Here is a 12929-nt window from a genome sequence, read left to right as displayed (position 1 = left end):
GGTCAGCGTCCCCACCGTCCGAGACCTCTACTCGCCGGACCCAGCGCCGCCGGTCTCCTCGATGCGGTCGGCGTACTTCGCGAGCGCCTCGTTGAGGGCCGCACCGGCGTCGTAGTCGAGTTCGTCGGCCAGTGCGAGCAGGCAGAACAGGGCGTCGCCGAGTTCGTCGCGCTCCACGACAGCACCGTCGCTGGCGCCGTAGTCGGTGCTCTCGTTGACGTTCTTCGCGAGTTCCCCGACCTCACTGGCGAGGTCGAGCACACGGTTCGCGGGGGGTGCGTGGAGGTCGTTGTCGTCGAGGAAGTCGGCGACTAGGTCCTGGTCGTCCATGGTCGTCCGAACGTGTCCGTCCGCCTTCACTCACTGGGTTTTAGGCTTGCCAAATATATTTTTCCGAAAGGGAAAGTAATATTCGGCGGTTCCCCGTAGGGGCAGACATGGAACTGACGGGTGCGCTGGCGTTCGTCTTCGTCGCCGGACTGCTGACGGACCTCGCGACGGGACTCGGAGCGCTCCCGTTCTTCTTCGTCGACGACGTGAACGACCGGTGGCGCGTCGGCCTCTGGGGGCTGGCTTCGGGCATCATGCTCTCGGCATCCGGGTTCGGGCTGTTCCGCGAGGGACTCAACTACGGCACCCCCCTGGAGGTCGCCGCGGGCGCGGCCGTCGGCGTCGCGCTCGTCCTCGTCGCCGACTACGTCATCCACAGCTACGAGTTCGCGCCCCGCGAGATCGCCGAGGCGGACTTCAAGAAACTCGTCCTCATCGCGGGCGTACTCACCGTCCACTCGTTCCCCGAGGGCGTCGCCGTCGGTGTCTCCTTCGCGGACATGGGGCTGGAGGGCGGCTACCCGATTCTCGGGTTCACCGTGCCGCTGCTCGCCATCTTCATGACCATCGCCATCTCGATCCACAACATCCCGGAGGGGTTGGCCGTCTCCATCCCCCTCCACGAACACGGCGCGCGCCGGTGGAAACTCGTCGCTGTCGCCGTGTTCACCAGCGTCCCCCAGCCCATCGGCGCGGTGCTCGCGTTCGCGTTCGTCCAGGTCGCACGGACGCTGCTCCCCGTCGGCTTCGGCTTCGCGGGCGGCGCCATGGTGTTCCTCGTGATCCACGAGTTCATCCCGGAGGCCCTCGAGATCGGCGAGCGCATCCCGGGCGGTGCCAACCGGGAACTCGCGGCCGGACTGGTCGTCGGAATCGTCGGGATGGTGCCGATGCTGTTCGTCGCGTAGACGAACCGGAGCGCCGGACTTTTGCACGCTGCCGGTCGATGCGGAGGTGTGCCGACTCCCACCGTCGCCGCCTGCCAGACCGACGTCGCGGACCTCCACCCGGCGGCCAACCTCGCCACGGTCGGCGAACGCCTCGCCGCGCTCGACAGCGGCGTGGACGTCGCGTTGTTCCCGGAGTACGCGCTCACCGGCTTCGTCGCCGACGACCGCGTCTCCGACGCCGCGCTCCACCGGGATGGCGACGAACTCGACCGTCTCGCAGCGTACGCCAGCGACTACGACGTCGCGGTGCTCGCCGGGTTCGTCGAGGACGCCGAGGGGGAACTGTACAACACCGCCGTCTACGTCACGCCCGACGGCAACCGGACGTTCTACCGGAAGCGCAACCGCTGGGCGGGCGAGCGAGCGGTGCTCGCGGCCGGCGACGAGGCTGTCACCGTCCAGACCCCCGTCGGCGAGGCCGGCATCGTCACGTGCTACGACCTCAACTTCGTCGAGGTGAGCGCCGCGTTCGCCCGCGAGCGAGTCGACGCGCTGTTCGTCGTCGGCGCGTGGCCGGGGTCGTACAGCGAGAACTGGCGACTCCTCCTCCGCGCTCGTGCACTCGACGGCGTGCGCTGGGTGGTCGGCTGTGGGCGCACGGGCCGCCGCGAACTCCCGGACTCACCGGTCGTCGAGTACGCGGGGCGGTCGGCGGTCGTGCGCCCAGACGGCGCCGTCAGCGCGTCGCTGAACCGCGACGACCGCACGCTCGTCGCCGACCTCGACCCCGACCTCCTGGCCGAGCAGCGCGAGTTCATCCCCGTGTTTGCCGGGGATTCATAGCCACCCGACACGTCGGCCGGCCCATGGACGCTGCCCGCCGCGCGACACTCGCTCTCCAGCGCTGCCGCAGTCGCTGGGCGCCCGACGACCGCGTCGCCGTCTTCGACCTCCACGTCGAGCGCGACCCGCTCGCACTCGTCGGCACCGTCTCGACTCCAGCACTCCGCGAGCGCGCGCTCTCCGCGGCCCGCGACGCCGCTCGGGAACCCGTCGACTGCGAGGTACGCGTGCTGGATTCGTACGCACGACCAGTCACCGCTACAGTCCGCACCGCGGCCGTCCGCGCCGACCCCGACCCGGGTGCCGAACGCGTCACCGAACTCCGGTACGGCGCCGACGCCGTCGGGTTCGACACGGCCGACGGCTGGCACCGCGTTCGCGTGCCGGACGGCTACGTCGGCTGGGTCGACGAGGACGCACTCGGCGACGCGGTGGCAGTCGACCCCGACGTCCAGACCACCGACGACCTCGCTGTATACGGAGTCGCCGTCCCCCACGGAACGGAGTGCGAGCGAACCGGTGACGGCCTCGTTCGCTTCCGTACCGGCGTGGAGGTGGAGCGCACCGACGGCGTCGTGCCACCAGCCGAACCCACCCGTGAGTCCGTCGTGTCGACCGCCCTCGAGTACCTCGGGACGCGGTACCGCTGGGGTGGCGTGACCGACGACGGTATCGACTGCTCCGGCCTCTCGTGGGTCGTCTACCACCGCCACGGCGTGACGCTCCCCCGCGACGCCGACCAGCAGCGCGGCGTCGGTGACCCCGTCTCCCGGGACGAACTCGTGGCCGGCGACCTCCTGTTCTTCCCGGGTCACGTCGCCATCGCTACCGGTCCACAGTCGTTCGTCCACGCGTACGGTCCGCCGGAAGCGGTCGTCGAGAACAGCTTCGACCCGACCGCCGACGACTACGTCGCGGACCTCGACGAGTCGTTCGCGTGCGCCCGACGCCTCCTCTGAACACCGCCGATCCCCCGAGAACAGCGGCAGTCAGCAGTCCTCGAACGCCTGCTCGCGTTCGTGGATCGCTTCCGACTGACAGCCGGGCGGCGTCTTCAGTGCCTTCATCCCGACGGGTGTGCCGGCGCGCTCGCCCGCCACTCGGAGTGCCGCAGCAGCCCACTCGGCCGGCGCGTCGTCGACGTCCCGGCGCTCCGCGACGGCCGCGAGCAGGTCGCGGGCGGCCGACGCGACGTAGTCGGAGACCGGCAGGTGTTCGCAGTACCACGCGACCGCCTCGGTCGCCGTCTCCGGCGGCGGATTCCGTTCGCGCAGCAGTTCCCGCTGCTCCTGGTAGCGGTTCCGGATGGTGACGTGGGTCACGTCCGCGAGTTCCGTCAGCGTGTCCTGACGGACCTTCATGTCGGCCTCCACGCTGGCGTTGTAGATGGCCGCGGCTGCCCAGCCGCTCGGGGACTTCCCGCCCGCGATGCCCGCCTCCTCACAGCGGTCCACGATGTCGCTCGCGCGGGCCGCGACCGCCTCGGGGAGGTCGAGTTCGTCGGCGTATCGCTCGACGTACCGCGTGGCGTCCGCGAACCCGGAGAGGTCGATGGCGAGTTCGCTCGTCACGTCCTTCGCGCGCCGCAGCAGGTGCGTCCGGTCCGCGCCGGTCGCGTCGACGACCTCGTCGACGGTCCGGGGGACGCCCTCGACCTTGCAGGCCACGTAGAGGCAGGCCGCAGCCGTCGTCACGACTGAGTATGGGTGGGCGTCGTGCTGTTCTCTGTGGCGGCGGAACACCGCCGAAGCCGTCTCCTCGGTCTCCGTGGGAACGCTCAGGGCGTCAGCACCGTCCTCGATTGTGTCGAGTGCCTCGTCGACGGTGCGGGAGTCCAGACCCGTCTCCTCGGTCGTCATCGAATCGTCCACCACTGTGTGGTGCGGCGACATATAACTCGGGGTGGTTGGGGGTCCAGTCGCGACGGCGGAGGCGAACGCCGAACCCGCAGCCAGACGTTTTCCACGTCGACCGCGTAGTGACGGGTGATGAGCGACACCTACGTCGACACCGAGGTAGAGATCGAGGTCGACTCGGCGGAACTGGAGGTCGAAGTCGAGGACACAGAGACCTTCGAGGCCACGCTTGAGCAACCGGGAATCGAGATCGAAGTGACGGCCGAGATATCGGTCGAGGAGTCCGGAAAAGACCCCGACGACGAGGAGACGAGTGGCGAGCAGAACTACGAGATGGCGACCGACGACGACGACGACCGGGAGTAGTAGCTCACAGTTCGAGCCACGCCGTCGACAGCGACTCGTCGAGGAGGTGCCAGCGCTGACGGGGCTCGTCGGCGTCGGCGACCTCGACGACCGCGTCGAACATCGGCAGCAGTGCCTCGACGGCGTTCGCCGGGACCTGGCGGCTGACGTGGAGGTGCCCCATTCCATTTCTCGCCGTGACGGCGCGCTGGAGTCGTTCTACGCAGTCGGCGGCCGCGGCGAGGTCCTCGGCCGAGAGCAGGCCGCCGAAGGAGTCGACGCAGACTCTGAGCGCCCCCGGTTCGAAGCCGCTCGCGGGTGCGAGTGCGTCGAGTTCGGTCTCCGCCGCGTCCGCGAGTGCTGCCAGGCTGTCGGTGACTGTGGTCGGCTGGTCCGCCGGCGTGTCTGTCGGCGCAGTGGCCGTCGCAGCACGTGCCGTCGTGTCGAACACGACGGTCCGACTCTCCCCTGCGTGGTGGTCTGCGTGACCGTGGCCCGCTGCGCGAGCGGCGTCCGTCTGGACGAACAGTCGTCGCCGGTCGCCGGAGACATCCGACCCCAGCATCCGCCCGCACCCGGCGTGGCCCCCGTCGCCGTCCGGTGGCTGGACCACGAGCAGCATACAGCCCGCGGTCTTCAGTTCGTCGAGCGCGTCGCCGAACGCGACAGGAGAGTCGGTCCACCTGTGGCCGGAGGCAGCGTCTGCCATCACTACATGTGCCCACGGCAACCACTTTGATAAATATTTGGTGTAGAAACAGTTAGATAAAGTACAGTCGCGGGCGAAGCCGGCAAGCGCGCCGCACTCCACCACGGATAAACCCGCCCCGCCGGTACGACCAGTGATGACAGCCGACGTGTTCTCGCCGCTAGAGCTCCGCGGGACGACGGTCCGCAACCGGTTGATGGTGTCGCCGATGTGCCAGTACTCCTGTGAGGACCGCGACGGACTGGCGACCGAGTGGCACCGCACTCACCTCGGGTCCCGCGCCGTTGGCGGGGCAGGTATCGTGATGACGGAAGCGACGGCCGTCGAACCTCGCGGCCGCATCTCCCCGGAGGACCTCGGTATCTGGAGCGACGAGCACGCCGACGCGCTCGCGCCCATCGCGGCGTTCGTCCGGTCGCAGGGCGCCACGCCGGCGATCCAGCTCGCACACGCGGGCCGGAAGGGGTCGACTGCCCGACCCTGGGACGACCGCGGGCCGCTCGGTCCCGACGAGGGTGGCTGGGACGTCGTCGCACCCAGCGACGTCCCCTACCCGTACGACGACGACCGGCGGACCACCAGGCGACTCGACAGGGCGGGAATCGACGCCGTCGTCGAGTCGTTCCGTGCGGGCGCGCGACGCGCCAGGGACGCCGGATTCGAGATCGCGGAGATCCACGCGGCCCACGGCTACCTCCTCCACGAGTTCCTCTCCCCGGTCGCGAACCACCGCGAGGACGAGTACGGCGGCAGCTTCGAGAATCGGACGCGCCTCGTGCGGGAAGTCACGGAGGCCGTCCGCGCGGAGTGGGACGACGACGCACCGGTGTTCGTCCGCATCTCCGCGACCGACTGGCTCGACGACCGCGAATCCTGGGACCTCGAGCAGTCCGTCCGGCTCGCAGATCAGCTCTACGAGGCGGGCGCGGACCTCGTCGACGTCTCCACTGGCGGCATCCACCCGGACCAGGAGGTAGCGTGGGTCGGCCCGAACTACCAGGTGCGGTTCGCCGAGCGCATCCGAGACGAGCGAGAGACGCCCATCAAGGTCGGTGCAGTCGGCGGCATCCAGACCGGCGAGCAGGCCCAGGCGCTCGTGCGGAACGGTCGCGCCGACCTCGCAATCGTCGGCCGGAAGTTCCTCCGCGACCCCTACTTCCCGATCCACGCCGCCCACGAACTCGACCGCGAGGACGCAGTCGACGTACCCGTCCAGTACCGCCACGGGTTCTAAACCGACTACCGCGCGAACCATTCGCACGCTCCCGGTACCTTCAAGCAGTCCGGCGTTTCGGAACTCAGTATGCCCGACTTTCGCTCTGTCCCCGACAGCGACGTCCCAGCGTTTCGGTCGCTGGTCAGTTACGCGTTCCGACCGCAGGAAGGCCCGACGGACCCCGACGACGTCGACCCGGAGGACATCCCCGAGGAGTGGAAGATCGGCCGCCGCCGAGCGCTCTACGACGGCGACGACCTGCTGACGGTCTGCAAACTCATCGACTTCAGGACGCGCGTGCGGGGAGACTATCACCCGATGGACGGCCTCTCGGCGGTCGCGAGCCCACCCGAGTCCCGACGCCAGGGCCTCGTCGGCGAGATGCTCGCCGCCACGCTCGAGGAGTCCCGCGAACGTGGCACCTACCTCTCCGCCCTCTGGCCGTTCAAGCGGACGTTCTACGGCCAGTACGGCTGGGCGACGTGCAGCCGGGGCGTCGAACACGATATCGACCCGGACCTGCTGTCGTTCACGCGCGATCACCGCCACGGAACGTTCGTCGAGGTGGACGCGGACGAGTGGGAGCGACTCGACGTCGTCCACGACGCCCACGGCGCACGCTACGAACTCACGATGGACCGCACCGAGGAGTGGTGGCGCCACCGCGTGTTCACGGGCTACGACGACGACCCGTTCGTCTACGGGTGGGAGCGCGACGGAGAGCTGGCGGCGTACGTCGTGTACTCCGTCGAGAGCGGCGACGACGGCAGGTCATTGAACGTCCGCGACGTGGCGTACGTCGACCACGACGCGCTACTCGCACTCCTGCGGTTCTTCGCGGACCACGACTCGCAAGTCGACTCGGTCCAGTTCTGGACGCCCGCCGATGCCGACCTCATGGACGTGGTTCCGAACGCCGACGACCTGGACGCGACGCTCCACGTCGGCCCGATGGTCAGGCTCGTGGACGTCCCGGACGCCCTCGAAGCCCTCTCGTTCCCCGACGACGTCGCCGGGTCGCTCGTACTCGCCGTCGACGACCCGCTTGCGGCGTGGAACGACGACACGTTCCGTCTCGTCGTCGAGGACGGAGCGGCCAGCGTCAAACCCACCGACGAGGACGTGGACGTCGAACTCGGCGTCGGCGCGCTCTCCCAGCTGTACGTCGGCTACCGCGGCGCCGACGAACTCGCGACGGTCGGCGACCTGGCTGGTGAGGCGTCGGCCGTCGAACTCCTCGGCGAGGCGTTCCCGACCCGGAAGACGCTGCTGCGAGAGGGGTTCTGAGCACCCCTAGAGTTACGGTTTCGCGCCGTCTCGGTCGCGTCGATGCCGGACTGGCGCGCGGTCGCCGTGGGTGTGGGTGCGTTCGTCGCCACGAGCGCCGTCGCCGTCTTCACCGTGCCGCCGTACGTGTTCGTCACCGGCTTCCTCGGTGGCGTCGCCGCACTCGTGTCCGGGGGTGGACTGTGGAGCGGCCTCTGGCACGGCCTGCTCGCGGGCGTCGGGGAACTGCTCGTCGTCCTCGGCGTCGTCGCACTGCTCGTGACGGCGTTCCGGCCAGCGGAGGTCGCCCCTGGCTTCGGGCTCTCGATGGCGTTCCTCTCGCTGCTCGGTGTGGTCGCCCTGGTGGAGTCGACGGTGGCCGGCGCGTTCGTCGGCGCGTTGACGAGCGGTCAGACCGGTTCGAAGCGGTAGCCGTCCCACTCCTGACTGTCGGGTTCGCGGATGCCTGCGCCCGGTTCGCGGAGTTCCTCGGTGTAGACGGGTTCGACCTCGTCGCCGATGTCGACGCCTTCCGCGGTGGTCAGCTGGCCGAGCGCGCGGACAGCCTCGCCGTCGACTGCGAATTCGACGATGGCGAGGTGGTTCGGTTCACGGACGCCCGGCGGCGTTGCGTTCGAGGTGGTCCAGGTGACGACCGTCGCGGTGCGGTCCGCGAGGTCGACGGTCTCGGTCTGCTTCTCGCCGCAGTCCGGGCAGCGCGTGTGTCCGGGGTACGAGACGTGGCCGTTCGGGCAGCGGTGTGCGTCGAAACTCGTGGCTGTCTGGTCGTCGGTCATGGTCGTTCGAGGATGGTGGTGGTCACGCAGTTGCCGAAGCCGCCCACGTTGCACGCGAGGCCGACCTCGCAGTCGACCTGTCTTGGGCCGGCTTCGCCGAGCAACTGCTGGTAGAGTTCGTATGCCTGTGCGACGCCGCTCGCGCCGAGCGGGTGTCCCTTGGATTTGAGGCCGCCCGACGTGTTGATGGGGAGGTCGCCGTCGCGGTCCGTCACGCCCTCCTCGACGGCCTTCCAGCCCTCGCCCTTCTTGAAGAAGCCGAGGTCCTCGCTCTGGAGGAACTCGAGGATGGTGAACATGTCGTGGAGTTCCGCGACGTCGACGTCCTCGGGACCCAGGTCCGACATCTCGTAGGCGATCTCCGAGGAGTCGACGACGCCGCCCATCGTCGTCGGGTCCGCGCGCTCGTGGACGACGTGGGTGTCCGTCGCGCCGCCGATGCCCGAGACGACGACGTAGTCGTCGGTGTACTCGCTGGCGACCTCCTCCGGACAGAACAGCAGCGCGGCGCTGCCGTCCGTGATGGGGCAGAAGTCGTAGAGGCGCAGCGGGTCCGCGACGACGGGGGAGTCGAGAACCGTCTCCAGATCGACCTCCTTGCGGAACTGCGCGTGGGGGTTGTCCACGCCGTTCTGGTGGTTCTTCACCGCGACCTTGCCGAGACTCTCGCGGGGCGCGTCGTACTCGTCGAGGTACTTGCGCGCGGTGAGCCCCGCGAAACTCGGGAGCGTGACGCCGTGTTTGTACTCGACGGGGTGGGTGAGGCTGGCTATGACGTCGGTCGCCTCGCCGGTCGTCCGGTGGGTCATCTTCTCGCCGCCGACGAGCATGGTGAGGTCGCTGGCGCCCGAGGCGACGGACTGCCAGGCGGCGTAGATGCCCGCACCGCCCGAGGAACTAGTCTGGTCGATGCGCGCAGTGTAGGCCCCCAGCGCGTTCAGGTCGTGGGCGAGGGCGTTCGGAACGCCCGTCTGTCCCTCGAACTCGCCGCTGGCCATGTTCGAGACGTAGAGGTGGTCGAGTTCGTCGCCGCCGATACCCGCGTCCGCCAGACACGCGTCGCCGGCCTCCGCCAGCAACTCGCGCACCCAGGCGTCGCGCTCTCCGAACGTCGTCATCGACGCACCGACGATCGCTACACGGTTCATACCCTCCCGTCACCCGAGGGCGTCTTTTAGGTTTTCACTCCGGAGTCGTCAGCACACCCAAAGGTCCATGTGCTGTCGCGAGCGAGTAAGCGCCGACAGTCCCGCATGGAACCCGACACAGGCGACCGCGACGTGGACAGCGAACACATCGCAGCGCTCCAGCAGCAGGTCGAGGCGGACTCGGTGGACGCGCTCGTCGACGAACTCGGGAGCGAGGACCCCGACGAACGCGCTGGGGCGGCGTGGCGACTCGTGGAGGCCGCCTCCTCGGAGCCGACGGCGGTCCGGGCACACCTCGACAGCGTCCTCGACTGCGTCGACGACGACGACGTCTGGGTGCAACGCGGTGCGACCTGGGTGCTCGCGGAACTCGCAGAACGACAGCCGGACGCTCTCTCCGTGAAGTTCGAAGCGCTCGTCGACCTCACGCGGGCGGCGGACCCGCTGGTCCGGCAGAACGGCGTGGTGGCCGTCGCGGGCGTGACGAAGTCCTACCCCGCTCGCGCGAGCGCCGGTCTCTCGAGCATCGCGCCGCTGACGCGCTCGGAGGATCCGCTGCTCCGGCGGTACGCGAAGCAGGCGGTCCGCGAGGTGACGGCAGCTATCGCGGACCGCGCCGAGGACGCCGGTTACCCGATGCTGGTCCGCGCCCACCCCGAGTTCGCCGACCTCTTCCCGGAGGGAGTCTCCGTGGTCACGGTGAACGCGGACGACGACCGCTCCCGCCCGGTCCACGTCTCCTTCGGACAGGACGCGCCGGCGGTCGCCGAGGACGACGGCGACGAGCGCCCGAAGATGGGGCCACCCGACGAGGTGCCGGACCCGCCGAACGTCGTCCTCGAGGACGACGACCTCGCGCCGAACCTGAAACTCCGACAGGGAGTACTGACGACGGACTTCCGCGCGGACGTCGACGAGGAGAAACTGGAACACGGCCTCGTCACGTACCGCCGGTTCCACCGCGACGAGTCGGCCGTGCTGAAGGCGTTCCACGAGGCCGTCGAGCGGTGGGCGGCCGTCGACGAGCACGACCACGTCGTGTCGATACTCGGCCAGGGCGACCGCTGGCTGGCGACCCGCTACGACGACGGCGAGACGTTCGAGCGCCGGGGCGCCCCGAAGACGCTCGCCGAGGCCGTCTACGACGCGATGAGCATCACGAAGGCGATCAGCTACGCGCACGCTCGCGGGGTAGTTCACGGTGGCCTCCACCCGGCCGCCGTGCGGTTCGTGGCCACCGGCAGGAGGACGTGGGACGCACCAGTGGTCGGCGACTGGGGGTTCGCGCACGCCGCCAGCGGCGTGCAGGTCCCGCCGGTCCCGTCCGGGTTCGCGGCGCCCGAACACCACGAACCAGAGACGTACGGGCGCTTCGACCAGTCGACGGACGTGTTCGGCGTCGGCGCGATGACCTACTACCTGTTCACGGGCGAACCGCCGAACGCGACCGACGACCTCGTGCCGGCGAGGGAGTGGAACCCCGCGCTCCCCGAGGGGGTCGAGGACCTGTTCGCGCTGTCGCTGGCGGCCGAGAAGACCGCGCGCTACGACACGGTGCTGGACTACCAGCGCTCGCTCGACGAACTGGCGGTGACGCTCGCCGGGGAGGGGGTGGCCTGATGGCGGCCGCCACGAACGTCCTCTCGGCGGTCGAGTTCACCGGCTACGGCATCGTCCTCGTCTCCGGCGTGGCGTTCACGTACTACGCGCTCCAGAACTTCGCGCTCGACCGCATGGAGGGCCACGAGGACTTCTGGAGCTACCTCGCGTACCTCGGCATCGCGCTGTCGGCGTTCGCGGTCTGCGGCCTGGCGCTGGTCGCGGGCGGCGGGAACGTCGTCCGCGCGTTCGGCGACCTGTCCCTGCTGTTCGGCATCGCGTTCGTCGCGTTCGCGATGCGGGAAGTGTACTACAACAGCGCGCTCGCGCCGCCACCCGAGGAACGGGACCTCTCCCTCGAACAGTTGCGGACCATCGAGTTCGCGTTCGTGCTGGTCATCGCCGTCGAGTGGGTCGTGGTCGTCGTCCTCGGCGACACGACCGCCACGGCCCTCATCAAGGGGGTCGGCGCGCTCGCGTTCGCGACGTACGGCGTGGCGTTCAGCGAACGACTGGAGGCGCTGGCCCACGGCACGACGATGGACACGCTCCGCCGCCACCTCCTCATCGTGCTCGTCTGCGCGACGGGCGTCGCGGTGGCGGGGCTGGTGGCGCTCGTCGCGCCCGCTGCGGTCGCGGACAGCATGTCCTACGTCTTCCTCGTGCTCCTGGGGGGACTGCTGGTGCCGCCGACGATCAGGCTCCAGCAGTCCGTGGCGAGCATCTCGTGAGCCGACAACGACACACACTTTAGGCCGGCCTAAATAGTGGAAGGTAACCGATGAGCCGAGACGTCTGCGTCGTCGTCCCCACGATACGAGAGTACGAGTGCATGCGGTCGTACTTCCAGAACGCACGCGACCACGGCTTCGACCTCGACCGTCTGTTCGTCGTGCTGGTCACCGAGGACTTCTGTGACACCGCGGGGATGCGCGAGCTGCTCGACGACGAGGGCATCGCCGGTGCCGTCTTCGACGAATCGGACCGCGAAGCGTGGTTCGACGAGCACGGCGTCGCCGAGTACAGCCACCTCGTCCCCGCCGCCAGCCACGCACAGACCTCGTTCGGCCTGCTGTACATGTGGGCCAACGACTTCGAGTACGGCGTGTTCGTCGACGACGACACGCTCCCCCACGACGAGTGGGACTTCTTCGGCACGCACCTCGAGAACCTCCACTACCAGGGCGAAGTCGAGGCCGTCTCCTCCGACGAGCAGTGGGTGAACGTCCTCTACCAGTCCGACACCGACCTCTACCCCCGTGGCTACCCGTACGCGGCGATGGACGAGGACGTCGATACGGGGACGACGGACGTCGACCACGTCGTCGCGTCCCAGGGCCTCTGGACGAACGTACCGGACCTCGACGCGGTCCGCATCCTGATGGACGGCGACCTGCGGGGCCAGGCCCAGACGCGCACGGACTTCGAGGACTTCGAGCGCGACTTCGTCGCGCGCGAGGGGAACTACCTCACGGTCTGCTCGATGAACCTCGCGTTCCGCCGCGAGGTGATTCCGGCGTTCTACCAGTTCCCGATGGACGACAACGCGTGGGACGTCGGTCGCTTCGACGACATCTGGAGCGGCGTCCTGTTGAAGCGCGCCGCCGACGTGGTGGGCGGCGACGTCTACAACGGTGCGCCCCTCTGCGAGCACAACAAGGCGCCGCGCTCGACGTTCGACGACCTGGCGAACGAGGTGGCGGGCCTCGAACTGAACGAGCACTTCTGGAAGGAGGTCGCCGCCGCGGAACCCGACGCGGAGTCGTACGCGGCCGTCGCGCGCGCCGTCGGCGGACGTCTCGCCGAGGGCGACTACGACGAGTACAACAACGGCGCCTTCCTGAACGAGTGCGGCGAGTACCTCCTCGACTGGGTCCACTGCCTGGACGCGCTGGCCGAACAGCGCGCCGTCCCGGCGGCCACCGACTGA

The 12929-nt window shown here is 69.2% G+C and carries 15 protein-coding genes; 10 read left to right on the top strand and 5 right to left on the bottom strand.

The genetic code is table 11. The annotated features are described in order from the left end of the window. Nucleotides 1–27 precede the first annotated feature (27 nt). Nucleotides 28–330: a MazG nucleotide pyrophosphohydrolase domain-containing protein gene (locus LT965_RS15150; RefSeq protein WP_232701695.1), complete on the bottom strand. Its 303-nt coding sequence runs from the start codon at nt 328–330 to the stop codon at nt 28–30. A 107-nt stretch (nt 331–437) separates the two neighbouring features. Between LT965_RS15150 and LT965_RS15145 the strand changes: the two genes are divergently transcribed. The 3 genes from LT965_RS15145 to LT965_RS15135 are packed head-to-tail and all read left to right on the top strand — an operon-like array spanning nt 438 to nt 3022. Then, on the top strand, nt 438–1238 hold the full coding sequence (locus LT965_RS15145) for a ZIP family metal transporter (RefSeq protein WP_232701694.1): 801 nt from the start codon (nt 438–440) through the stop codon (nt 1236–1238). A 48-nt stretch (nt 1239–1286) separates the two neighbouring features. Continuing rightward, nucleotides 1287–2063, top strand: coding sequence for a carbon-nitrogen hydrolase family protein (locus LT965_RS15140; RefSeq protein ID WP_232701693.1), 777 nt, complete (start codon nt 1287–1289; stop codon nt 2061–2063). 23 nt (nt 2064–2086) lie between these two features. Next, nucleotides 2087–3022 (top strand): C40 family peptidase, encoded by a 936-nt coding sequence (locus LT965_RS15135; RefSeq protein ID WP_232701692.1) that lies wholly within the window; start codon nt 2087–2089, stop codon nt 3020–3022. Nucleotides 3023–3052: 30 nt separating this feature from the next. Here LT965_RS15135 and LT965_RS15130 read toward each other — a convergent pair whose 3' ends face one another. Continuing rightward, nucleotides 3053–3922, bottom strand: coding sequence for a transcription initiation factor IIB family protein (locus LT965_RS15130; RefSeq protein WP_232701691.1), 870 nt, complete (start codon nt 3920–3922; stop codon nt 3053–3055). A gap of 129 nt (nt 3923–4051) precedes the next feature. Between LT965_RS15130 and LT965_RS15125 the strand changes: the two genes are divergently transcribed. Continuing rightward, nucleotides 4052–4285 carry a hypothetical protein gene (locus tag LT965_RS15125; protein ID WP_232701690.1) on the top strand — a complete coding sequence of 78 codons (234 nt, stop codon included), beginning with the start codon at nt 4052–4054 and terminating at the stop codon, nt 4283–4285. 4 nt (nt 4286–4289) lie between these two features. On the opposite strand, the gene LT965_RS15120 is transcribed toward LT965_RS15125, so the two are convergent. Continuing rightward, nucleotides 4290–4973: a DUF7504 family protein gene (locus tag LT965_RS15120; protein WP_232701689.1), complete on the bottom strand. Its 684-nt coding sequence runs from the start codon at nt 4971–4973 to the stop codon at nt 4290–4292. A 136-nt stretch (nt 4974–5109) separates the two neighbouring features. On the opposite strand from LT965_RS15120, the gene LT965_RS15115 reads away from it, so the two are divergent. From LT965_RS15115 to LT965_RS15105, 3 genes are all read left to right on the top strand, one after another. Beyond that, complete coding sequence (locus tag LT965_RS15115) at nt 5110–6207, top strand: NADH:flavin oxidoreductase/NADH oxidase (protein ID WP_232701688.1); 1098 nt, start codon at nt 5110–5112, stop codon at nt 6205–6207. A 69-nt stretch (nt 6208–6276) separates the two neighbouring features. Next, nucleotides 6277–7476 (top strand): GNAT family N-acetyltransferase, encoded by a 1200-nt coding sequence (locus tag LT965_RS15110; protein ID WP_232701687.1) that lies wholly within the window; start codon nt 6277–6279, stop codon nt 7474–7476. A gap of 42 nt (nt 7477–7518) precedes the next feature. Beyond that, a complete protein-coding gene (locus LT965_RS15105) occupies nt 7519–7887 on the top strand; it encodes a hypothetical protein (protein WP_232701686.1) in 369 nt (122 codons plus the stop codon). Here LT965_RS15105 and LT965_RS15100 read toward each other — a convergent pair. Then, on the bottom strand, nt 7866–8252 hold the full coding sequence (locus LT965_RS15100) for a Zn-ribbon domain-containing OB-fold protein (protein ID WP_232701685.1): 387 nt from the start codon (nt 8250–8252) through the stop codon (nt 7866–7868). The genes LT965_RS15105 and LT965_RS15100 overlap by 22 nt on opposite strands. Beyond that, nucleotides 8249–9400 carry a thiolase family protein gene (locus tag LT965_RS15095; protein WP_232701684.1) on the bottom strand — a complete coding sequence of 384 codons (1152 nt, stop codon included), beginning with the start codon at nt 9398–9400 and terminating at the stop codon, nt 8249–8251. Before LT965_RS15095 ends, LT965_RS15100 begins: the two co-directional genes overlap by 4 nt. Nucleotides 9401–9505: 105 nt before the next feature. On the opposite strand from LT965_RS15095, the gene LT965_RS15090 reads away from it, so the two are divergent. From LT965_RS15090 to LT965_RS15080, 3 genes are read left to right on the top strand one after another with little or no spacing between them, the layout of a single operon-like run. Beyond that, nucleotides 9506–11020, top strand: a complete 1515-nt coding sequence (locus LT965_RS15090) for a serine/threonine-protein kinase (protein ID WP_232701683.1) — start codon at nt 9506–9508, stop codon at nt 11018–11020. Next, a complete protein-coding gene (locus LT965_RS15085; protein WP_232701682.1) occupies nt 11020–11730 on the top strand; it encodes a hypothetical protein in 711 nt (236 codons plus the stop codon). The genes LT965_RS15090 and LT965_RS15085 overlap by 1 nt, the downstream gene beginning before the upstream one ends. A 50-nt stretch (nt 11731–11780) precedes the next feature. Further along, entirely contained in the window at nt 11781–12929 is a 1149-nt protein-coding gene (locus LT965_RS15080; protein WP_232701681.1) for an alpha-1 4-glucan-protein synthase, read from the top strand.

The sequence above is a fragment of the Halobacterium wangiae genome, from assembly GCF_021249345.1.
Classification (GTDB): Archaea; Halobacteriota; Halobacteria; order Halobacteriales; family Halobacteriaceae; genus Halobacterium; species Halobacterium wangiae.
Note: the sequence above shows the minus strand (reverse complement) of the source record. Positions and strands in the feature narration are given on the sequence as shown.